This is a genomic window from Methylobacterium sp. (assembly GCF_019750675.1).
Classification (GTDB): domain Bacteria; phylum Pseudomonadota; class Alphaproteobacteria; order Rhizobiales; family Beijerinckiaceae; genus Methylobacterium.
Genome location: NZ_JAIEOF010000155.1, coordinates 1 through 20,789 on the forward strand (window position 1 = coordinate 1; position 20,789 = coordinate 20,789).

Here is a 20,789-nt window from a genome sequence, read left to right on the forward strand (position 1 = left end):
GCCCCGCCGCGGGGCCGGACCAAGCCGGCCCCGGTCGTGGTCGCAAGCGCCGACCCCGAGGATCAGGCCGGCTCGCGGGCGGCCCTCGCCTACGCCGCACCGGCCGCCGACGAGACGCTTCAGACGGCTCTCCTGCAGCGCGAGACCCGCGACGCCCAGAGCCTGCTCACCGCCGAGACCCCGGCGGCCATGGCGCCGGCTGCCGCCGTCACCCTGCCGCTCCCGCCGCGTCGCCCCGCCGAGTTCGCGGCGGTGACCGCGGCTCTGACGATGCCCCTGCCCCCGCCGCGCCCGGCGGTTCAGGTCGCCGGCCTCGGCAGCGCCGGCATGGCCAACCTGTCGAGCGCTCCCTCGCCGGTCACCCCCGCCGCGAGCCTCCCCACTCCGAGTCGTTCCCCCACCCCCCTCGTGCCGGCGAACGCCGATTCGCGGACGCAGCTGCGCGCGCTGTTCGCCGCGGCAGCAGCGGACGCGGCGCCCGCGAGCCGGGCCGCTCCGGTCAAGCTCGCGAATGCCAAGGCCAAGCTCGACGGCGGCCCCGCCGCGATCGCGGTTCCGAACAGCGGCGTCGTCTCGCGCTTCTCGCCCCGTAGCCCCGGCGACGAACTCACGGCCGCGCGCTTCACCGGCTCCGCCACCCGCGGTGTCGCCGCCGCACGCTGAGCCGCTCCGAACCTGGATCGTCGTTCGTACTGGGAGGTGGCGGTAACACCCGCGCCCGCAGGAGGGCCGGGCGCGCCGGACGTCGGCCGGCGGCCGCCTTCGCGTTCACGCCGGATGACGGAAGCGCTGTATCGCCTCGCGTCGATATCGCCGATTGCTGGCCGGGTGGGTCGGCGTCATACGACCGGATATCGATCCGTGCCCGAACCCGGCGCCCCGGGGGCGCCCGCGCTCATGATGCCATCGACCAGAACGGGCGCCGCGACCCGAAATATTGAGTTTACGAACGCCTCTTCTTGAAAAAGAGGAGCGGTTCCGAGATTTTCATTGATGTGGGAAAGGGGGCGGCATCCCCCGTATGGAGTAAGACACGACCAGTCCTGTCCATCAGAACATCGACCCGCTGGCGTTCGGGATCCCGGGGATTCCCGAGCGCGTCGTCGGCTCGGTCGGTGCCGCGAAGGGAGGCGGTTCGCGATGTTTGCCTTGAGCTTGACGTGCCTCGTCGCGGGCCTCGGCCTCGCTGCCGTCTCGCGAAGCTATCCGCATCACAGCGTCGCCCTCGAGAGGGCTTGCGGCACCCTGCTGATCGCGGGGCTCGGCTTGCTCGGCGTCGGCCTCCGGTTGTTCCGATAGGCAGCCGCCCGCCGCAGGCTGGTGTCGCCGGAAAGCTTTCGCCCGGAGCCTCGGTCAGACCATCCCGAGGGCCTGCATGTAGAGTTCGAGGATCGCCTCTTCCTCCTGGCGCTCGGCATGGTCCTTCTTGCGAAGGGAGATGATCTTGCGCAGGGCCTTGGTGTCGAAGCCGGTGCCCTTGGCCTCGGCGTAGACGTCCTTGATATCGGAGGCGAGACCCGCCTTCTCCTCCTCGAGACGCTCGATGCGCTCGATGAAGCTTTTCAGCTGGTCGGCCGCGACGGAGGAGGCGTCGACGGCGGGTGCGGCGGATGCGGCCATGGTCGTCTCAAATCCCTGAATGCGCGGCGCAGCGTTCGCAGGGCGCCGGAACCGCCTCGTTAAGCCGTCAAGCTTACCGGGACCTTAGTGCGGTTCCGACGCGGCCTTGGTGAAGGCCGCCTGTTGCTCGGGCGTCGCATCCGATTGGTGCAGGCGCTTCCACTCGGAATACGGCATGCCGTAGACCGCCTCGCGACTGTCGTCCTTGCTCATGGGGAGCTGCCGCTCGTCCGCCGCGTCCTTGAGCCAGTTCGACAGGCAGTTGCGGCAGAAGCCGGCCATGTTCATCAGGTCGATGTTCTGGACGTCGGTGCGGTTCTGCAGGTGCGCGACGAGGCGGCGGAACACGGCGGCTTCCAGCTCCGTGCGGTTGGCGGCATCGATCTCGGTCATGGGGCTGTCTCCTCGAACTCCCTCACAGGTCGGCGCGCCGGAGCGCCCCGTCAAGCGCGCAGGGGCAGGATCGGTGCGAGGAGGCGGGCGAAGCGCCCGGCCCATTCCGCCTGGCCGGCTTCCGCGACGATGAGATCCTGACGAATCTCCACCAGGGCGTTCGGCAGGCCGCGCGCGCTGGCGTGCCGGTCGATGGTGTCGCCCGGCAGGCCGCCGCCATAGGGCTCGTTGTCGCCCACCGTCAGCGCGGCCGGGTCGGCGCGCAGGCCGGCGATCAGCGGGGCGCTCATGCGGTCGTCGCGATCCCACAGGATGCCGACCTCCCAGGGACGCGGCACGCCGCGCCAATAGGGCGTGAAGCTGTGCATCGTGACGATGGCGGGTCGTACGCCGGTGGCCTCGGCCTGCGCGATCCCAGCCTCGATCGCCGCGTCGAAGGGCTCATAGAAGCGTCGGATGCGCTCGGCCTTGCCGGTCTCGTCGATGCGGGCGTTGCCCGGGACCACCGCCCCGTCGGAGAGGCGCATCACAAGGGTCGGATCGGCCCGGCCCCGGTTCGGATCGATGATCAGCCGCGAGAACCGGGTCAGGATCGCGGGCACGCCGAGCAGGGCCGCGAGGCGGCGCGTCACCCCGGCCGCGCCGATGTCGTAGGCGATGTGGCGGGCGAACTCGTGCTCCGGAACGCCGAGTTGGGCCAGATCCTCCGGCACATGGTTCGAGGCATGGTCGCAGATCAGGAGCAGGCCGCGGCCGGGATCGCCGGATATCGTCTCGACGGGATGCGGTGGGTGCATGGGGTCTCGTGGCGTCCGGTTCGGCGAGGGCGGCATGCAAGGCCTCGGCCGCGTCGCCGGGGATCAACCGGCAACGCATGCTTGCCGAGGCGGCGAGCGTCGGGCACAGCACGTATCGCGGATCGCGCCGCGACGGCAACAATCCGGCGTCCAGCCGGGGGCACAACAATCCGGAGGAGAACCACCGGGCCGCCTTTGCGATCGACAACCGGAATACGGAAACGCCATGACCGAATTCGCCTCGACCGAAGCCGCCTCGACCGAAACCGCTCGCGCCCTGCTCCTGCACTGCCTCGACGAGGCCATCGCGGCCGCCCACCCCGCACGCTGTCTGGTGCCCCACCTGCCCGCACCGGGTCAGGGGCGTCTCATCATCCTGGGCGCCGGCAAGGCCGGGGGTAGCATGGCGGCGGTGGCGAGCCGCTTCTACCGCGAGGAGCATGGCGTCGATCCGAGCCGGATCGTCGGCCTCGCGGTCGCCCGCCACGGCTACGGCGAGGAGGCGCCGATGATCCGCATGGTCGAGGCCGGGCATCCGGTCCCGGACCAGGCCGGCATCGACGCAACCATCGACGCCCTGAAGATCGCCGCCGATGCCGGGCCGGAGGACGACGTCCTGGTGCTGCTCTCGGGCGGCGGCTCGGCCAACTGGATCGCTCCGGCGGGCGACCTCACCCTCATCGAGAAGCAGTCGATCACCAAGGCACTGCTGCGCTCGGGCGCGCCGATCAACGAGATCAACTGCGTGCGCAAGCATCTGTCGCGCATCAAGGGCGGGCGCCTCGCCCTGATGGCGCGCAACGCCCGCTCGATCCTGACGCTGGCGATCTCCGACGTGCCGCATGACGACCCGGCGGTGATCGCCTCGGGGCCCACCGTGCCCGATCCCACCACGCTGGCCGATGCCCGCGCGATCTGCGAGCGGCGCGGCATTCCGTTGCCCGAGACCGCCAAGGCCCTCCTGAACGACCCCGCCAACGAGACCCCGAAGGCGGGCGACGCGGCCTTCGCGCGCTCCGAGTATCGCATCATCGCCCGGCCCATCGACGCCCTGGAGGCGGCGGCCGTCGCCGCCCGTGCTGCCGGCTACGAGCCGGTGATGCTCGGCCCCGACGTGGAAGGCGAGGCCCGCGAGGTCGCCGCGGAGCACGCGCGCATGGCGCACGAGATGGCGGCGGCGGGCCGAAAGGTCGCGATCATTTCCGGCGGCGAGCTCACCGTGACGATCAAGGGCGAGGGCCATGGCGGTCCGAACCAGGAATACGCCCTGGCGCTCGCCATCGCGCTGGACGGCGCCCCCGGCATCCTCGGCATCGCCGCCGACACCGACGGCACCGATGGCGGGCGCGGCGAGGCGACCGATCCGGCCGGCGGCCTCGTCGACCCCACCACCCTGGCCCGCGCCCGCGCGGCGGGTCTCGATCCGGCCGCGATGCTCGCCGACAACGATTCGACGAAGTTCTTCGCCACCATCGGCGACCTCGTCCAGCCAGGTCCGACCCGTACGAATGTCAACGATTGCCGCATCATCCTCGTCGGTTAGCGCGGCTCAGTCCGCTCGCCCGGATCGCCGCCGGCACCGGGCGGGAATCCTCGTCGGCGCCGCCGTCGCCGCCCTGGCGCTGATGGCGGGTCCGGCGCGGGCGGACCTGCGCATGTGCAACCAGACCGGCAGCAAGGTCGGCATCGCGCTCGGCTACCGTGACCCGCAGGGATGGGTGACGGAAGGCTGGTGGGACGTGGCGCCCAAGGCCTGCGAGACGCTCCTGCGTGGCTCCCTCGTGGCGCGGTTCTACTACGTGTTCGCCGTGGACTACACGCGCGGCGGCGAGTGGAACGGCCGCTCGCTGATGTGCACCAAGGACCGCGAGTTCACGATCCGCGGCGTCGAGGATTGTCTCGCGCGCGGATTCGACCGCAACGGCTTCTTCGAGGTCGATACCGGCGAACAGAAAACCTGGACGATCCAGCTCACCGATCCGAACCAGCCGGTGGCACCGACACCCTGAGGTCACCGGGACAGCCATGCGCTGCCCGCATCGGCACAAGTATTGCCGCGTTGCAACATGTCCGCGGTGCGCTTGACGCACCCGTTTCCGCGGTGCTTGTGGCCCTCGCTCAACGTCGATCGCCTGAAATCGACGGGGCGATTCTTGGGGATGGAGACCACAGTGAAACGTTCACGCCGCACGAAGATCATCGCGACGCTCGGTCCGGCCTCGGACACCCCGGAGATGATCGAGACGCTGTTTCGCGCCGGCGCCGACGTCTTCCGGCTCAACATGAGCCACCTACCCCGCGAGAAGCTGCCCGAGAAGATCGAGGTCATCCGGACGATCGAGCGGGAGCTGAAGCACCCCATCGCCATCCTCGTGGATCTCCAGGGACCGAAGCTGCGCGTCGCCGCCTTCGCCGAGGGCGCGGCGATTCTCGAGAACGGCGCGACCTTCGTTCTCGACAGCGATCCGACCCCCGGCGACGTCGGCCGCGTCTTCCTTCCCCATCCGGAGATCCTCTCGGCGCTGGAGCCGGGCCATTGCGTGATCATCGATGACGGCAAGTTGCGGCTGACCGTGACCGAGGTCTCCGAGGGCCGCGCGGTGACGCGGGTCGAGGTCGGTGGCCGCATCTCAAACCGCAAGGGTGTCTCCCTGCCCGACACCGTGATTCCCGTGGCGGCCATGACCGAGAAGGACCGCGGCGACCTCGACGCCGCTCTCGCGGCAGGCGCCGACTGGATCGCGGTGTCCTTCGTGCAGCGGCCCGAGGACGTCGCCGAGGTGAAGAAAGTGGCCGCCGGCCGCGCCCTGGTGATGGCCAAGATCGAGAAGCCGCAGGCACTGACCCGCCTGGAGGAGATCATCGAGGTCTCCGACGGCCTCATGGTGGCGCGCGGCGATCTCGGCGTCGAGATGCCCCTTGAGCAGGTGCCGGGCGTGCAGAAGCGCATCACCCGCGCCTCGCGCCGCATGGGCAAGCCCGTGGTCGTCGCCACCCAGATGCTCGAATCGATGATCACCGCGCCGGTGCCCACCCGCGCCGAGGTCTCCGACGTGGCCACCGCGGTCTACGAGGGCGCGGATGCGGTCATGCTCTCGGCCGAGAGCGCTTCGGGCTCCTTCCCCGTCGAAGCCATCACCATGATGAGCCGGATCGCCGAACAGGTGGAGCGGGACGCGCTCTACTGGACGATCCTCAGCGCCCAGCGCTCCGAGCCGGACGCCACCGCTTCCGACGCGATCGCGGCGGCGGCGCACCAGATGGTCGACGCCCTCGGGCTGACCGCCGTGATGGCCTGGACGCATTCGGGCTCCACCGCCCTGCGGCTCGCCCGCTCGCGGCCCAACGCCACCATCATCGCGTTGACGCCCAAGCGCGAGACTGCCCGGCGCCTCGCCCTGTGCTGGGGCACCCATCCCATCGTGACGAAGGACGCCAGCGACGTCGACGACATGGCGTTCCGGGCGGCGAAGTTCGCCGTGCGCGAGCGCTTCGCGGAGATCGGCGGGCGCATCATCGTGGTGGCGGGCGTTCCCTTCGGGACGCCGGGTGCCACCAACCTCGTCCGCATCGCCTTCGTGACGCGCGAGCACGCCGCGAAGGCGTGAATCCGTGAGGTCCTGAGCCCTGCCCTCTTCGGGAACGGCGCTCAGGGCGCTACGACGGCCTCGGGGCGTTGTTCAACCGCCTCGACGATGCTGCGCGTCGCGACCACGTGGACCATGTGTCCGATGCCCGGAAGGACGACGAGCCTCGACCCGGGGATCAACCCGGCCAGGGGTCTGGCGTGCCGTGCCGCCGGAACGATCCCATCCCGGTCGCCGGTGATGATCGTGGTCGGCACGGCGATCTCGCCGTAGCGGCGGCTCTGCGCGTTCAGGGCCTCGGGCAGCCTCAGGAGGTCCTGAACGTTGGCCAGCATGGTCGACGGGCGCAGCACCAGTGCGGCACGGCTCGCCTCCAGATAGGTCGACGGGGCGTCCTGGGGCCGGAACACCGATTGCCCGGCGCGATCGAGATAGTAGAGGCCGACCGGCGTCGCCACCGTGCGGCTGAGCAACCACGCCACCGGCGGTTTCAGGGCCAGCCGGTAATACCACGGAATTGGCCCCGGATCGGGGAGCGGCATCGCCACCGGCGATACGAGGACGAGGCTCGCCACACGGTCGGGGTGGTTCAGGGCCAGGGCCAGCGCCAGGGCGCCCGACCAGGAATGCCCGAGGATGATCGCCGGGCCGATCCCGAGCGCGACCAGCGCCTCTGCGACCGCGTCCGCCTGGGCGGCGGGCGTCGCCATGGCGGCGCCGCCGGGCCGGTCGCTCCAGCCGAAACCGGGGCGGTCGAGGGCGATGACCCGGAACCCCGCGTCGGCGAGGCTGCGGCCGAGATCCGCCATCGGTTCGGCGGCGTTGGCCGAGGCGCCGTGCAGGAGCACCACCGTGCCGCGCCGCGAGGGATTCGGGCCCGCCTGGATCGTGGCGATGCGGCCGCCCGTCACCGCCACGAACGGTCCGGCCGGAGGGTAGCGCGCCTCGATCCGGGCGGTGATGAGTAGCGTCACCCCTGCGGCGATCAGGCCGAGGACGATCCCGCCGGCGAGGATCGAGAAAACGATTTTGAGGCCGAGCATCCGGATTACAGGTCGCGACCGTCGATATCCGGGGCGAGCCGGTCGATCGCCGATTGCAGGCGATCCATGCGCGGGTAGAGCGCCGCAGCGCGCCGGAAGGCCTCCAGGGCGCGCCGCTTGTCGTCCATGGTCTGGTAGATGCGCCCGAGCGCCGCCCAGGCCTCGTAGTGGCGTGGCTCCAGCACGAGGGTGCGCTGGAGATCCGAAATGGCCGCGGCCGGATCGGAGAGCATCCAGAACACCGTGGCCCGCCGGTTCCAGCCCTCGGACCAGCCGGGCTCCAGCGTGGTGGCCCGGTCCATCAATTCCACGGCCAGGGGCAGGTCCTGACTGGACATGGCCTGCCGGGCGCGCTCGGTCAGGAGATCGGCCGTCGCGCTGCCCGAGCGTCCGAGCCGCTGCTCGATCAGCCGCGCGACGCCTTTGGCCTCCGCGTCGTCTCCCGCCGCCTTCAGACGGGCGAACAGGTCGTCGAGGCTCAAGGGCTGCTTCTTCTCCGTCTTCCGGCCCTCCGGCGCGGGCTCGGCGAAGGATGCGGGGGCGAGAACAACGCAAAAAGCCGCGACGAGCGCGGCTTTGAGAGAAGATCGGTTCGGGCGGTCGCTCAGCATCCCGGGAGCTTCCTCGCCCCACGTGACGTCGTCAACCTGCGCGCTTGCCGCGCCCCCCTCAGGGGCGCGCGGCCGACGCCGCTGGCTCAGCCCTGGCGGGCCTTGAAGCGCTTCTGGGTCTTGTTGATGACGTAGACGCGGCCCTTGCGACGCACGATCTGGTTGTCGCGGTGACGGCCACGGAGGGACTTGAGGGAATTGCGAATTTTCATCGGTCTCACGTCGGCCGGGTCTTGAGCCCGCCGCCTGTCCAAAGGGTCTCGGGAACGAGGCACCTGACGGCGGCCTCGGCGATGTGTCGATGCATCGCGGAAAGGCGGTTGCCTTATCAGGATTCGCTCGGACAAGGCAAGGCTTGCAGCGACTTTCCGGCGCGGAGCGCGACGAGACCGCCGCTTCACCGGGGCCTCGCGGGCTTGCCGGCGCGCTATGGCGCAACCCCGATCCATGTCAGCCGGGCTTCGGCAGGGTCGGACCATCGATCTAGCCGCGAAATAGCCGCGTGCGATACTACTTTGAGACGTGTCGCGCTCGACGATTTATTTCCACCGAAATGAACGATCCCGGATTCTACAGTGCGGACTGGAAGAATTCTGCATGACATTTTCGTGAGAGACGCAGCATCCCTGTGTTGGCTGGACAGTTGCGTGCTGTGATCGGCGTTACGCGCCAGAGTTGGTCGTTCCCCTTGGTATGGCTCCGTAAAGGATTCATCTGCGAAACAAGGTCGGCGCTTGTGAGTTGCGGAGAGTTCTACGGTGGCGGCGGAGACGGAGCAGTCGACACCTGGCCAGACGATCGCGCGCCGCGAAGAGCGCAGCCAGACGAATTGGATCGCCACCATCCGCTTGCGGGACAACACCGAGATCCCCTGCACCGTGAAGGACGTTTCCAAGTCCGGCGCGAAGATCGGCGTGCCGGGCTCGCAGAGCTTGCCGGACGTCTTCATGCTGCGGATCATCGGCCGCGACTTCCTGTGCCTCGTGCGGCTCGCTTGGCGGCGGGGCGACTATGCCGGCGTGCGCATCGAACGCGTGGGCAAATTGCCCAAGCCGGCCGGAACCGGGGACGGATCGGGTTTCTCCAACGGCGCTCGGGCCGAGGCCGGAGGCATCGGCGTCCCGTCGCGCAAGCGCGGCATCTCGAACTTCTGATCCCCAAAAACGGCCCCTCGGGTCGCCGCACAGTCGGCCGAAATATGAAAGCCCCGCCTGCCAGGGCAGACGGGGCTTTCATACGTCAAGGATGTCCCGATCCGAAGGATCAGGCGGCGCTGCGGTTGCGCGCCTCGCGCTTGGTATCGACGCCCGAGGCTTTGATCTCGGACAGCTTCTGGGCGACGTTACGCGAGAACACGAACTCGGCCGGACGCTGGTTCTCCAGGCTGACCTCGGGGGCCATCTCGCCCTCGGTCTTGATGCCGCGCAGGGCGTGGACCAGGGGCTTCCAGGGCTTCCGCACGGAGTCGACCACCGAGGAGGCCTCGTAGCCCGAGTGAACCATGCAGTCGGCGCACTTCTCGTAGTTGCCGGTGCCGTAGGAGTCCCAATCGGTCTCCTCCATCAGCTCCTTGAAGGTCGCTGCGTAGCCCTCGCCGAGGAGGTAGCAGGGCTTCTGCCAGCCGAACACGGTGCGGGTCGGGTTGCCCCAGGGGGTGCAGTGATAGGTCTGGTTGCCGGCTAGGAAGTCGAGGAACAGGCCCGACTGCTGGAAGGTCCACTTCTCGCGACCCTTCTCCTTGCCGTGCCGGAACACGCCGCGGAACAGCTCCTTGGTCGCCTTCCGGTTCAGGAAGTGCTTCTGGTCGGGCGCGCGCTCGTAGGCGTAGCCCGGCGAGACGGTGATGCCGTCGATGCCCATCTTCGTCACGCTGTCGAAGAAGTCGGCGATCTTGTCGGCGGAGGAGTTGTTGAAGAACGTGCAGTTGATGGTGACGCGGAAGCCCATTTCCTTGGCCTTCGCGATGGCCGCCACCGCCTTGTCGTAGACGCCGCGCTGGCACACCGACTGGTCGTGCATCTCCTTGTCGCCATCGAGATGGATCGACCAGGTGAAGTACGGGCTCGGCTTATACTCCTTGATCTTTTTCTCGAGGAGGAGCGCGTTCGTGCAGACGATCGCGAACTTCTTCTGGGCGATGATGCCCTCGACGATCTGCGGCAGATCCTTGTGCAGGAGCGGCTCGCCGCCGGCGATCACGACGACGGGTGCACCGCACTCGCGCACCGATTCCAGCGCGTCGGCGACCGGCAGCCGCTTGTTCAGGATCTCATCCGGATAATCGATCTTTCCGCAACCGGCGCAGGCCAGGTTACAGCGGAACAGGGGCTCCATCATCATCACGAGCGGGTAGCGCTTGCGACCGGTCAGGTGCTGCTTCAGGATGTAGCCGCCGATCTTCGCGACGTACCGGATAGGGATGCCCAAGACGCGGCTCCTTGTTGTTGGCCCCGATGTATCGGGCTGTTTAACGTGAAAAAAGGCCAAATTCCAGCGACCTAGGCTGGAACCAATCTCAAACGCCCGAATCTGGCCCGGTTCTTCGAACTTCGCGAAGCCCTGGGGCAATCCGGCCACAGACCCCCCTCGCAACGCGCCCGGCGCGCGTCCGATCGATCCGGAACCTGTCGCAGGACGAAGCGTTTTTTCCTACACGGTCAGGACATGCCCGCCCTGCAGCTTGGCCGCAGTCGTAAGGTCCCGGCGATTCGTTTCTCCACTTTGCCGCTGTGCTGCGGTGCGAAATCGCACTCTCGGCGGAATGGCCGTTCAATTCGCCTGTGTGCGTTGCAATCGGGCTCGGGGATCGATAGTTGGGCGGGTCGCGTTTTGGCCTGTGTCCGATTCGCCGATAACGCGCGTCGGACGCGACGGTCCACAGGCTCCGGCCAAGCGTGGATTCGGGATTCGCGCCGACAGGTGGTAACCGGCGGCACTATACAGATCGATCTGCGTCTCGCGGCCGTCCGGGCCGTCGCGCCCTGCGAGGGGCGCCGGGGCGACGCAGGTCGCATCGCTCAGGCAGGTGAGACACTCGTGATCGAACGGCTCGTCGCGTTTTCCGTCCAGCGTCGCTGGCTGGTCATAGCTCTCGTCGCACTCGTCACGGCGGCGAGTGCCGGCGCAGCGGCCCACCTTTTCAAGATCAACACCGACGTCGAGCGTCTGATCGACAAGGACGTGCCCTGGCGGCAGGACGAGATCAACTACGAGAAGGCCTTCCCGCAGCGGACCGGCACCCTCGTGGCGGTCATCGACGGCAAGACGCCGGAGCAAGCCGAGGAGGCCGCGGCCAACCTCACCAGTGCTCTGGCCAGCCACAAGGACATGATCGAATCGGTCTACCGCCCGGATGGCGGTGCCTTCTACGAAAAGAACGGCTTCCTCCTGATGTCCCAGGAGGAACTGACCAAGACGACCGAGCAGCTCGTGCAGCAGCAGGGACTCCTCGGGCCGCTCGCCGCCGATCCCTCCTTGCGGGGCATCATGCGGGTGCTCGGCCTGGGCGCGCGCGGCATCAAGAGCGGTGATGCCAAGCTCGAGGATCTTGAGCGGCCGATGACCCAGATCGACGGAACCATCCGCCAGGTCCTGGCCGGCGAACCGGCCCGCATGTCCTGGCAGATGCTGTTGTCGAACGGGAAGACGCAGAGCACCGACCTGCGCAAGTTCATCATGATCCAGCCCGTGCTGGACTATAATGCCCTCCAGCCCGGCGCAGAGGCGACGGAGCTGGTGCGCAAGATCGCCAGCGAGCTGAAGATCAACACCCTCGGGGCCCCCGAGGTCGCGGCCGCCCCCCGCATGCGCCTGACCGGCCCGGTGGCCGTGGCCGACGACGAGTTCGCGACCCTCTCGGAAGACGCGCTCCTGAACTACAGCGTCACCGTCGGCGCCATCGTGCTCTTCCTTTGGCTGGCCCTGCGGTCGGCACCGCTGATCGGTGCCGTCCTGATCACGACCTTCGCGGGCCTCATCGTGACGGCCGGGCTCGGTCTCCTGATGGTCGGCGAGCTGAACCCGATCTCTGTGGCCTTCGCCGCCCTGTTCGTTGGTCTCGGCATCGATTTCGGCATCCAGTTCGCCGTGCGCTACCGCGCCGACCGCTTCGAGCAGCCCGACCTCCCCTCCGCGATGAACGCGGCGGCGCGCGGCGTCGGCTGGTCCCTGACGCTGGCGGCGATCTCCCTCATCGCAGGCTTCTTCGCCTTCCTGCCGACCGCGTTCCGCGGCGTGTCCGAGCTCGGGCTGATCGCCGGAGTCGGCATGATCGTGGCCTACCTGTTCTCCCTGACCCTGCTGCCCGCCCTGATCGCGGTGTTCCGGCCGAAGGGCGAGCGCGAGGCCGTGGAGACGACCTGGCTGGCGGGCGTCGATCCCTGGATCATCCGCAACCGCAAGCCGATCCTGATCGGTGTGGCGCTGATCACCGTGGCGGGCATTCCGCTCCTCTTCAAACTGCCCTTCGATTCGAATCCGATGCACCTGCGCAGTCCGAAGGTGGAATCGATCTCGACCTATCTCGACCTGATCAAGGACCCGGAGACCAGCCCGAACCTCATCGACGTGCTGGCCCCCTCCACCGAGGCGGTGCCGGCCCTGGCCGAGAAGCTCGGCAAGCTGAAATCGGTCGCCAAGGTCATCGACATCAACACCTTCGTCCCGCCGGACCAGGACCAGAAGCTCGCCACCATCGCGGAGACGGCGCAGTTGCTCGGGCCGGTGCTGAACCCCGCCCGCAAGCCGCCGCCGCCGACGGACGCCGACAACGTCAAGGCGATGAAGGAGGCGGCGACCGCCCTGCGCGGCATCGCCACGGGTTCGAGCGCACCCGGCGCCAAGGCGGCCGGGGCCCTGGCGGACGACCTCGACAAGCTCTCCGCCGCCCCGGTTGCGACCCGCGAGGCGGCCAGCGTCGCCCTGACCAAGGACCTCAAGACGCTGCTGACGCGTCTGTCGGGGCTTCTGAACCCGGAGAAGATCACCCTCGACAACCTTCCGCCCAAGCTGAAGGCCGAGTGGATCGCCGCCGACGGGCGCTCGCGGATCGAGATCCATCCGAGCGGTGACGCCAACGACAATCAGGTCCTGCGCCGCTTCGCCAAGGACGTGCAGAGCGTCGCGCCGCACGCCACCGGCGCGCCCGTGGCCACGACCTCTTCGAGCTACACCATCCTGGGCGCCTTCCTGCAGGCGGCCATCACAGCCCTGGTCCTGATCTTCATCATCCTGTCGGTGGCCCTGCGGAAGCCGTGGGACGTGGCCATGACCCTCGGCCCCCTGGTGCTGGCGACCCTGTGGACCCTGATGGCCCTGCATATCGTCGGGATGCCCCTGAACTTCGCCAACATCATCGCGATGCCGCTCATGCTGGCGGTGGGTGTGGCCTTCCACATCTACTACGTCATCGCCTGGCGGGCCGGCGTCACCGACATGCTGGCCTCCAGCCTGACGCGGGCGATCTTCTTCTCGGCGCTTACCACCGGCACGGCCTTCGGTTCACTGGTGCTGTCGAGCCATCCCGGCACGGCCAGCATGGGCAAGCTGCTGGCCCTGTCGCTGTTCTTCACACTGGTGGCGGCCTTCTTCGTGGTGCCGGCCTTCCTCGGACCGCCGCCGAAGCAGCCCGATCCGAAGCGCCCCGAGGGCGATGCCGCGCTGCCGCCGTCCCTCCAGCCACGTCAGGCCGAGGCGATGCCGGTGAAGTGAGGCCCGCCGCGCGACGGCGATACGAAACAAAGAAGGGGCGCGGATCAGATCCGCGCCCCTTCTTCGTGTTCCGGGTGGATGATGCGTGGGTTCAGGCGAGGAAGTCCGAGAAGCCGCCGCGGCGCAGCCCGGCCGCGGCCGCCAGGGTCTCGGGGGCGATGAGGGCGTCGCGCTCGGCCGCATAGGCGTAGCCCGGGGCTTCGCCCGGGAAGCCGCCGCCCGTCGCCGGATGGGTGTAGAGTTCGGTGAGCCCGTCCGGCAGGTGCCTGAGAAGGCCCGCGACCCGGGCCGGCGTCATCGCGCCGGACCAGGCGAGGCCGAGGGTGCGGTCGGGGATCAGCAGGCCCGCCTGCCGGGCTCGCACCGCCAGCAGGGCGGCCCAGGGCGCACTGTCGAGGGCGGCCTTCGGATCGGCGCCCGGCTCCGCCGCCCGCAGGACCGCGCGCGTCTCGCGCGGCACGCGCAGCGCTTGCATGCCATGGCGCTTTCCGGCGGCCAGGACGAGGCCGGCGATGAGCGGATGCACGTGGAAATGCTTGTGGGCGTTGACGTGATCGAGCGGTAATCTGGTCGCCCGGTAAGCCTGGAACTGCGCTTCGATCTCGGCGGCGAGCTGCCGGCGCGCCGAAGCCTTGAGGGCGAGGTCGAGCCCGAGGCGGCCCATGTCGCTGCGGATCAGGCCGTCCGCTCCGACGAGATCGCTCAATGCCGAAGGCGGCAGCGTCGGCCAGGCCTCCACCATGACCAGGTGCAGGCCGACCCGCAGGGACGGTAGGCGCCGCGCCCGCGCCACCGCGTCGGCGGCCGCGGGCGCGGACACCATCAGGCTCGCGGCGGTGAGGATGCCGTCGCGATGGGCCTGCTCGACCGCTTCGTTGACCTCGAGGCTGAGGCCGAAATCATCGGCCGTCACGACCAACCGCTTCACGGGACGACTCCGGGTGGCGGGAGGCCGCTGCCTCGCGCGAGGGGATAGAAGACCGGCCCCGGCACACGGGGGCCCACGACGCGAAACGGCCGGGCTCTTCAGCCCGGCCGCCTCCGATCGATTCTCGTGCGCGGCTTTACGCGGCGGCGCTGGTCTGGCGCTCCTTGAGGAAGCGGTAGAACTCCACGCCCTCGCGCAGGCGGCGCTTCATCATGTCGGGCGAGCGCACCATCTCGGAGACGATGGAGGCGATCTTCGGGGCCCGGAAGTAGAACTTCTTGTAGAACTCCTCGACCGCCGCGAAGATCTCGGTGTGCGACAGGTGGGGATAGTGCAGCGGCGCGATCTGCACGCCGTTCTCGTCCACCAGCTCGGCGTTCTCCACGTCGAGCCAGCCGTTCTCGACGGCCTGCTTGTAGAGGAAAGTGCCGGGATAGGGTGCCGCGAGCGAGACCTGGATCGTGTGCGGGTTGATGCGCTTGGCGAAGGCGATCGTCTCCTGGATCGTCTCCTTGGTCTCGCCGGGCAGGCCGACGATGAAGGTGCCGTGGATGGCGATGCCGAGCTCGTGGCAATCCTTGGTGAACTTCTCGGCCACCTCGACGCGCATGCCCTTCTTGATGTTGTTCAGGATCTTCTGGTTGCCCGACTCGTAGCCGACGAGCAGCAGGCGCAGGCCGTTCTCCTTGAGGACCTTCAGGGTCTCGCGGGGCACGTTCGCCTTGGCGTTGCAGGACCAGGTGACGCCGAGCTTGCCGAGTTCGCGGGCGATCTCCTCGGCACGCGGCAGGTTGTCCGTGAAGGTGTCGTCGTCGAAGAAGAACTCCTTCGTCTGAGGGAACTCTTTCAGGCAGTACTTGATCTCTTCGATCACGTGCGCGACCGAGCGGGTGCGGTAGGTGTGCCCGCCCACCGTCTGCGGCCAGAGGCAGAAGGTGCAGCGCGACTTGCAGCCACGGCCCGAATAGAACGAGATGTAGGGGTGCTTGAGGTACCCGATGAAGTACTTCTCCATCTCGAGGTCGCGCTTGTAGACCGAGGTGACGAACGGCAGCTGGTCCATGTCCGTCATGATCTCGCGGTCCTCGTTATGGACCACGACGCCGTTGGCATCCCGGTAGGACAGACCCTTGATCTCGGACATCGGCGTGCCGTCGGCGACTTCCTTGACCGTGAAGTCGAACTCGTTGCGGGCGCAGAAATCGATGCAGGGGGCCTGCGCCATGGCGCCGGCGGCATCCACCGCCACCTTCGCACCAATGAGGCCCGCGATGAGCTTCGGGTTGGCGGCCTTGAGGGCTTCGACGGTCTTCACGTCCGACTTGAACGACGGCACCGAGGTGTGGAGCACCACGAGGTCGAAGTCGTTCGCCTGAGCGACGATCTCGTTGAGCTTGATGTTGTGCGGCGGCGCATCGATCAGCTTCGAGTTCGGCACGAGGGCGGCCGGCTGGGCCAGCCAGGTCGGGTACCAGAACGACTTGATCTCGCGCTTGGCCTGGTAGCGGGAACCGGCACCGCCATCGAAGCCGTCGAAGGTGGGAGCCTGCAGAAATAGGGTGCGCATGGGGTTCAAGGCCTCAGCGAGATCAGGGAACAGGTGAATCGAGGTCGGGCGAAGGTCAGAGCGGCGATGCACCAGCATCGCGGCCGAGCCTCGTCTCGGGGATCAAGGTGCCATCCGCAACCACGCGATAATCATGGCCCTTCCATGTCACCGCCCCCGAGACGAAGCTCCAGGCGAAGTTCATGAAGGAGAGGATGTCGCGAATCGGCAACAGCCAGTAGGGGTGCGGGGCGAGGCCGAAGGCGCGCTCCAGGCGCACGCACAGGACGATGCGGCAGGTGAGCGCGAAGGCCGCCGCCGCCAGGGCCGTGGTGCCGGCGCCCGGGATCATGGCGCCGATCAGCGCGAGCGGAAAGGCGTGGGTGACGAAGGAGCCGGCATAGCCGCCCGGATCGACGTTGCGGATGGTGCGGTTCCAGCGCAGCTCGTGCCGCCACAGGCTGGCGAGGTCCGTGTCGACGCAGGTGTGGCCGATGGTGAAGTTCGGTATCGCCACGATTCCGCCCTGGGCGCGCAGGGCTTCGCCGATGGCGTAGTCGTCGGCCAGGTCGTTCCGGAACGCCTCGAAGCCGCCGATCTCGGCGAGCGCCGTCGCCGTGAAGGCGATGGTCGAGCCGAAGCATGGATTGGCCAGGCCCAGCGAGGTACCCATCACGACGTTCGGCAGGAACTGCACGTCGATGGCGAGCGCGGAGAGGTGGGCCCAGATGCCCCGGTTCGCCGGTACGCCGTGATACAGGCAGGTCACGCCGGAGACGCCGGGCCGACCGAGCTCGGCGACGACACGGCCGAGATAATCCGGCTTCACCACCATGTCGCTGTCGGCGAGCACGACCACGTCGTGGGCGATCCGGGTCGACATGTTGATGAGGTTCGAGACCTTCCGGTTCGAGCCGTGCTGGCGGGCATCGATCACGAGGTCGAGGCGCAGGGACGGATAGGCGGCCTGGAGGCGATGGACCACGGCGGCGGCCGGATCGGCGGCGTTCTGGACGCCGAACACGATCTGGATCGGGCCCGCATAGGCCTGCTGGCAGAACGTTTCGAGGTTCTCGTAGAGGTTCGGCTCGAGGCCGCAGAGGGGTTTGAGAATCGTCACCGAGGGGGCGTCGGTGCCGAGGACCGGTGCCGCCCTGCCCGCGAAACGGCCCGTCAGGGCGGCCGCCGTCAGACCGTAGAGGCAGCCGACCAGGGCGATCAGCGGCAGAATGTGCGGGAGCCAGGTCAGGTCCATGGTGGGCATCGCTCGGTCACGGGTCTCGTGAGAGTGCCGCGGATCGAGCGGCGCGAATCGTCTTGGGTAGAGGCTTTGGAGACGAGGAAGGAAGAAAGTCCCGGCTCTCTTCCCGAACTCTAAGGCGCTGGTTTGGCGGCGAGCATGCCGGTGGTGCGATCGCGCATGAATGTGAGGAGTGTATCCGCGCCGCCGGCCTTCAGCGGCTCGGCGAAGCTGCCGCGCAGGCTGGCGACTTCGCTGACGTTGCCGTTGAGGTAGACGTCCTGGACCCGGTTGTCGGGGCCAAGCAGGAAATCGATCTGCGAGGTATCGCCGTCCTTGTTGGCGACCTCGGTCTGCACCACCCGGTTTGGCCCGCGCGCATCGCTCTGCGGCTTCACCGTGAACTTGCCGCCGGCGGCCTGCGCGAGGCGCGTGGCGTAGGTGGCGGTGAAGTAGCGGCCGAAGGTCTCGGTGAGGGCGGCCTGCTGCTCCGGGGTGAACGACTTCCACTTCGCCCCCACGGCGAGGCGCACCATCGCGGCGAAGTCGAAGCTCTCCCGCACGGGCCCGCTGATGGTGGCGACGCGGGCCACGACGTCCTTCGGGCTCTCCCTCAGGGCGGTCTCGAAGCTCGCATAGACGCGCGCGATCGTGCCGGCGGCCGGATCGTCCGCCGCCCGAGCCATGGGGGCGGCCTGGATCAGGCCCGCCACCAGGGCGGCCCGGACGAAGTGCTTCAGACGCGACGCTTCCCGGTTCAGGCGCACTTCTTGAGTTCTCCCAGGTCGGTGTCGGCCCGCGTCGCGCGCGCAGGTGCGAAATCATTGGCGAGGCCGTAGGCCGGCACGGGAACGAGCACGTCCCGGCGCAGGCCGGTTTCGGTCCTCGAGCCAGCCTCGTCCCCGTTCGCATCCGCGGTCGGGCTGCCCTCAAGGGCGTGCCAGGCGAACAGGCCGGGGACGCCGACGAGGAGGTCCGCGAGGCGCTTGACGAGCGACAGGGCGAGGGCCGCCTCGGCCGGAATGCCGAAGATGGCGCACAGGGCGATGAGGCCGCCCTCCTGGGCGCCCAGGGCTCCCGGCACCGCGAAGGCGGCGCCGCGGACCGCCTGGGCCAGGCTCTCGATCACCACCGCCTCGACGATGCTGACGGGATAGCCCATGAAGTGCAGGGCGACGTAGACCTCGATGGTCCCGATCAGCCAGCCGACGAGGTGGATGCCCATGCCGCCCGCGACACGGGCGCGATTCCCGTAGAGGCGCTTGAGACTGGCATAGAGCACGTCGATGGCGCCGAGCGCCTGCCATTCGCGGGAGCCCGCGAAGCGTCCGACCAGGGCCTGGATGACCTTGTGGCCGCTGCGGCGCTGGATCAGGTAGAAGGCGCCGAGCGCCGGAGCGGCCAGGGCAAGGCCGCCCGCGACGGTGCGCACGATGGGGCCGTCGCCCGCGAGGTGGATCAGCAGGGCGACGCCCGCGACCGTGAACAGGAACTGCGTCACCGCCTGGGTCATCAGGTCGACGAACATGCTGGCGCCCGCGATGCCGCCGGGCACGCCGCGCTTGGTCAGCAGCCGCGCCGCGACGAAATCGCCGCCGACCTGGGCGACGGGGAGCAGCGTGTTGATACCCTCGCGCACGAAGCGCAGCGTGACGCTGCTACCGAGCGTCGGCCGGGTATCCTTGGGGAAGATCACGAACCAGCCGAGTCCGGCCCAGGCCACCGCGAACGCGCGGGCGGCCACGACGATGAGCGCGCCCCAGCCGGCACTCACCACGGCAGCGGCCACATCCTCGAGCCCGGATGACAGGAACAGGCCCACGACCGTGCAGAGACCGGCGATCAGGGCCAATGTCGTCAGACGCTTCATGGTCCCCTTTCGGCCAGCAGCGCGGGGTTTCCGATTTCGGAAATCCGCCGCGTTTCCGACCGCAAAAAACCGCCGGAAACGGTGAACGTCGTCGGAAGTTGCAGCTTTGGGAACCGTTGTCTATCACCCCGGGGACACAGTCAGAATCAAAGCGGCACAGGGCGGAAGGCCCGTGAAACGGCCGTCGGGGCAGGCAGGGAAACGAAATTCGATGGACCGCGAATCACACATCACGGCTGCCGAGGCCGTGCACGACGACGCGCAGACCGAGGGGTACGCGAGCGCCGCCGCGGGCACGGGCCGCGTTGCGGCTCCGCATTCGCCGGTCATGGCCTGGAACGAATGGGATCCGCTGGAGGAGGTCATCGTCGGAAGTCTCGATGGTGCGACCATTCCGACACACCACCTGACGGTCATCTTCAACCTGCCGCGCGCCGCTCAGCCGTTCTATCGGTTCGCTTCGGGCTTCCGCTATCCGAAGTTCATGAAGAAGCTCGCCCAGAAGGAGCTCGACAACTTCATCTCGATCCTGGCGGGCGAAGGCGTGAAGATCCGCCGCCCCGACGCGACGGATTTCTCGCGCAAGTACAAGGCCCCGCGCTGGTCCTCCCGCGGCTTCTGCGTGGCCTGCCCGCGCGACCCGTACCTCGTCATCGGCGACGAGATCATCGAGAGCCCGATGTGCTGGCGCTCGCGCTACTTCGAGGGCGACGCCTACCGCTCGCTGTTCAAGGAATATTTCCGCGCCGGGGCCCGGTGGACCTCCGCGCCGCGTCCGCAGCTGACCGACGAACTCTACAATTACGACTACCGGGTGCCGAACCTGAAGGCCGGCGAGCCGATGCAGTTCACCGTCAACGAGTTCGAGCCGGTCTTCGACGCGGCCGACTTCGTGCGCTGCGGCCGTGACCTGTTCGTGACCCGCTCGAACGTCACCAACCTGATGGGCATCGAGTGGCTGCGCCGCCACCTCGGCCCGGGCTTTCGCATCCACGAGATCGAGAGCCGCTGCCCGCAGCCGATGCACATCGATTCGTCGTTCATGCCGCTGGCCCCGGGCAAGGTGCTGGTCAATCCGGACTACATCGATGTCGAGAAGCTGCCGGCGGTCCTGAAGAAGTGGGACGTGCTCATCGCGCCGCGCCCCGATCCCGTCGAGGGCTTCATGAGCAAGATCTCGATGTGTTCGCCCTGGACCTCGATCAACGTCCTGGCGCTCGACGAGAAGAAGATCGTCGTCGACGCGAGCCAGCCGACTCTGATCAAGGCCCTGAAGGACTGGGGCTTCGATCCGATCCCGGCGCCGTTCCTGTCCTACGGCCCGTTCGGCGGCTCGTTCCACTGCGCCACCCTCGACGTGCGCCGCCGCGGTACGCTGAAGTCCTACTTCTAGAACCGGCTCGGCCGAGGTTCGACGAAGAAGGGGGGCGCCGTGAGCGCCCCCC

20 protein-coding genes and 1 pseudogene are annotated in these 20,789 nt (G+C 68.4%); 9 read left to right on the top strand and 12 right to left on the bottom strand.

Going from position 1 to position 20,789, the window contains the following annotated elements; genetic code table 11:
* Together K2X24_RS08260 and K2X24_RS08265 are read left to right on the top strand one after the other, a co-directional pair.
* Nucleotides 1-663, top strand: a pseudogene (locus tag K2X24_RS08260) (peptidase domain containing protein); the annotation flags it as partial.
* A 486-nt stretch (nucleotides 664-1,149) separates the two neighbouring features.
* Nucleotides 1,150-1,299: a hypothetical protein gene (locus tag K2X24_RS08265; protein ID WP_292496691.1), complete on the top strand. Its 150-nt coding sequence runs from the start codon at nucleotides 1,150-1,152 to the stop codon at nucleotides 1,297-1,299.
* A 54-nt stretch (nucleotides 1,300-1,353) separates the two neighbouring features.
* On the opposite strand, the gene K2X24_RS08270 is transcribed toward K2X24_RS08265, so the two are convergent.
* The 3 genes from K2X24_RS08270 to K2X24_RS08280 form a co-directional block, all read right to left on the bottom strand.
* On the bottom strand, nucleotides 1,354-1,620 hold the full coding sequence (locus K2X24_RS08270) for a DUF2312 domain-containing protein (protein ID WP_056180857.1): 267 nt from the start codon (nucleotides 1,618-1,620) through the stop codon (nucleotides 1,354-1,356).
* Between the two features lie 84 nt (nucleotides 1,621-1,704).
* A complete protein-coding gene (locus K2X24_RS08275; RefSeq protein WP_292496649.1) occupies nucleotides 1,705-2,013 on the bottom strand; it encodes a DUF1244 domain-containing protein in 309 nt (102 codons plus the stop codon).
* A gap of 50 nt (nucleotides 2,014-2,063) precedes the next feature.
* Nucleotides 2,064-2,810 carry an N-formylglutamate amidohydrolase gene (locus K2X24_RS08280; protein WP_292496650.1) on the bottom strand — a complete coding sequence of 249 codons (747 nt, stop codon included), beginning with the start codon at nucleotides 2,808-2,810 and terminating at the stop codon, nucleotides 2,064-2,066.
* Between the two features lie 77 nt (nucleotides 2,811-2,887).
* Here K2X24_RS08280 and K2X24_RS08285 point away from each other — a divergent pair, with 77 nt between their 5' ends.
* From K2X24_RS08285 to pyk, 4 genes are all read left to right on the top strand, one after another.
* Entirely contained in the window at nucleotides 2,888-3,040 is a 153-nt protein-coding gene (locus tag K2X24_RS08285; RefSeq protein ID WP_238280288.1) for a hypothetical protein, read from the top strand.
* Nucleotides 3,037-4,353, top strand: coding sequence for a glycerate kinase (locus K2X24_RS08290; protein WP_292496652.1), 1,317 nt, complete (start codon nucleotides 3,037-3,039; stop codon nucleotides 4,351-4,353). The genes K2X24_RS08285 and K2X24_RS08290 overlap by 4 nt, the downstream gene beginning before the upstream one ends.
* A gap of 82 nt (nucleotides 4,354-4,435) precedes the next feature.
* Entirely contained in the window at nucleotides 4,436-4,819 is a 384-nt protein-coding gene (locus tag K2X24_RS08295; protein ID WP_292496685.1) for a DUF1036 domain-containing protein, read from the top strand.
* 162 nt (nucleotides 4,820-4,981) lie between these two features.
* Nucleotides 4,982-6,418, top strand: a complete 1,437-nt coding sequence (gene pyk / locus K2X24_RS08300) for a pyruvate kinase (protein WP_292496654.1) — start codon at nucleotides 4,982-4,984, stop codon at nucleotides 6,416-6,418.
* Nucleotides 6,419-6,459: 41 nt separating this feature from the next.
* Here the strand turns inward: pyk and K2X24_RS08305 are convergent, their stop codons facing one another.
* From K2X24_RS08305 to ykgO, 3 genes are all read right to left on the bottom strand, one after another.
* Nucleotides 6,460-7,440: an alpha/beta hydrolase gene (locus tag K2X24_RS08305; protein WP_292496655.1), complete on the bottom strand. Its 981-nt coding sequence runs from the start codon at nucleotides 7,438-7,440 to the stop codon at nucleotides 6,460-6,462.
* 5 nt (nucleotides 7,441-7,445) lie between these two features.
* Nucleotides 7,446-8,051, bottom strand: coding sequence for a tetratricopeptide repeat protein (locus K2X24_RS08310; RefSeq protein ID WP_292496656.1), 606 nt, complete (start codon nucleotides 8,049-8,051; stop codon nucleotides 7,446-7,448).
* Nucleotides 8,052-8,137: 86 nt separating this feature from the next.
* Complete coding sequence (ykgO, locus tag K2X24_RS08315) at nucleotides 8,138-8,263, bottom strand: type B 50S ribosomal protein L36 (protein WP_056222898.1); 126 nt, start codon at nucleotides 8,261-8,263, stop codon at nucleotides 8,138-8,140.
* 546 nt (nucleotides 8,264-8,809) lie between these two features.
* Here ykgO and K2X24_RS08320 point away from each other — a divergent pair.
* On the top strand, nucleotides 8,810-9,205 hold the full coding sequence (locus K2X24_RS08320) for a PilZ domain-containing protein (RefSeq protein WP_292496667.1): 396 nt from the start codon (nucleotides 8,810-8,812) through the stop codon (nucleotides 9,203-9,205).
* 109 nt (nucleotides 9,206-9,314) lie between these two features.
* Here K2X24_RS08320 and hpnH read toward each other — a convergent pair whose 3' ends face one another.
* Entirely contained in the window at nucleotides 9,315-10,478 is a 1,164-nt protein-coding gene (hpnH, locus tag K2X24_RS08325; RefSeq protein ID WP_292496670.1) for an adenosyl-hopene transferase HpnH, read from the bottom strand.
* 609 nt (nucleotides 10,479-11,087) lie between these two features.
* On the opposite strand from hpnH, the gene K2X24_RS08330 reads away from it, so the two are divergent.
* Nucleotides 11,088-13,760 (top strand): MMPL family transporter, encoded by a 2,673-nt coding sequence (locus K2X24_RS08330; RefSeq protein WP_292496673.1) that lies wholly within the window; start codon nucleotides 11,088-11,090, stop codon nucleotides 13,758-13,760.
* Nucleotides 13,761-13,851: 91 nt separating this feature from the next.
* On the opposite strand, the gene hpnK is transcribed toward K2X24_RS08330, so the two are convergent.
* The 5 genes from hpnK to K2X24_RS08355 form a co-directional block, all read right to left on the bottom strand.
* On the bottom strand, nucleotides 13,852-14,688 hold the full coding sequence (gene hpnK, locus K2X24_RS08335; protein ID WP_292496676.1) for a hopanoid biosynthesis-associated protein HpnK: 837 nt from the start codon (nucleotides 14,686-14,688) through the stop codon (nucleotides 13,852-13,854).
* 136 nt (nucleotides 14,689-14,824) lie between these two features.
* Complete coding sequence (gene hpnJ, locus K2X24_RS08340) at nucleotides 14,825-16,255, bottom strand: hopanoid biosynthesis associated radical SAM protein HpnJ (protein WP_238282193.1); 1,431 nt, start codon at nucleotides 16,253-16,255, stop codon at nucleotides 14,825-14,827.
* A 55-nt stretch (nucleotides 16,256-16,310) separates the two neighbouring features.
* On the bottom strand, nucleotides 16,311-17,489 hold the full coding sequence (hpnI, locus tag K2X24_RS08345) for a bacteriohopanetetrol glucosamine biosynthesis glycosyltransferase HpnI (protein WP_292496687.1): 1,179 nt from the start codon (nucleotides 17,487-17,489) through the stop codon (nucleotides 16,311-16,313).
* Between the two features lie 119 nt (nucleotides 17,490-17,608).
* Entirely contained in the window at nucleotides 17,609-18,160 is a 552-nt protein-coding gene (locus tag K2X24_RS08350; protein ID WP_292496689.1) for a phospholipid-binding protein MlaC, read from the bottom strand.
* 71 nt (nucleotides 18,161-18,231) lie between these two features.
* On the bottom strand, nucleotides 18,232-19,344 hold the full coding sequence (locus K2X24_RS08355; protein ID WP_292496681.1) for a flippase-like domain-containing protein: 1,113 nt from the start codon (nucleotides 19,342-19,344) through the stop codon (nucleotides 18,232-18,234).
* A 211-nt stretch (nucleotides 19,345-19,555) separates the two neighbouring features.
* Here K2X24_RS08355 and K2X24_RS08360 point away from each other — a divergent pair, with 211 nt between their 5' ends.
* Nucleotides 19,556-20,737, top strand: a complete 1,182-nt coding sequence (locus K2X24_RS08360; RefSeq protein WP_292496683.1) for an amidinotransferase — start codon at nucleotides 19,556-19,558, stop codon at nucleotides 20,735-20,737.
* Nucleotides 20,738-20,789: the final 52 nt, after the last annotated feature.

Coding starts and splice junctions, on each gene's coding strand:
- hpnJ (WP_238282193.1), bottom strand. CDS start 16,255: ATGCGCACCCTATTTCTGCAGGCTCCCACCTTCGACGGCTTCGATGGC.
- K2X24_RS08290 (WP_292496652.1), top strand. CDS start 3,037: ATGACCGAATTCGCCTCGACCGAAGCCGCCTCGACCGAAACCGCTCGC.
- ykgO (WP_056222898.1), bottom strand. CDS start 8,263: ATGAAAATTCGCAATTCCCTCAAGTCCCTCCGTGGCCGTCACCGCGAC.
- K2X24_RS08360 (WP_292496683.1), top strand. CDS start 19,556: ATGGACCGCGAATCACACATCACGGCTGCCGAGGCCGTGCACGACGAC.
- K2X24_RS08275 (WP_292496649.1), bottom strand. CDS start 2,013: ATGACCGAGATCGATGCCGCCAACCGCACGGAGCTGGAAGCCGCCGTG.
- K2X24_RS08305 (WP_292496655.1), bottom strand. CDS start 7,440: ATGCTCGGCCTCAAAATCGTTTTCTCGATCCTCGCCGGCGGGATCGTC.
- hpnI (WP_292496687.1), bottom strand. CDS start 17,489: ATGGACCTGACCTGGCTCCCGCACATTCTGCCGCTGATCGCCCTGGTC.
- K2X24_RS08295 (WP_292496685.1), top strand. CDS start 4,436: ATGGCGGGTCCGGCGCGGGCGGACCTGCGCATGTGCAACCAGACCGGC.
- K2X24_RS08270 (WP_056180857.1), bottom strand. CDS start 1,620: ATGGCCGCATCCGCCGCACCCGCCGTCGACGCCTCCTCCGTCGCGGCC.
- K2X24_RS08280 (WP_292496650.1), bottom strand. CDS start 2,810: ATGCACCCACCGCATCCCGTCGAGACGATATCCGGCGATCCCGGCCGC.
- K2X24_RS08310 (WP_292496656.1), bottom strand. CDS start 8,051: ATGCTGAGCGACCGCCCGAACCGATCTTCTCTCAAAGCCGCGCTCGTC.
- K2X24_RS08285 (WP_238280288.1), top strand. CDS start 2,888: ATGCTTGCCGAGGCGGCGAGCGTCGGGCACAGCACGTATCGCGGATCG.
- K2X24_RS08350 (WP_292496689.1), bottom strand. CDS start 18,160: ATGGCTCGGGCGGCGGACGATCCGGCCGCCGGCACGATCGCGCGCGTC.
- K2X24_RS08355 (WP_292496681.1), bottom strand. CDS start 19,344: ATGAAGCGTCTGACGACATTGGCCCTGATCGCCGGTCTCTGCACGGTC.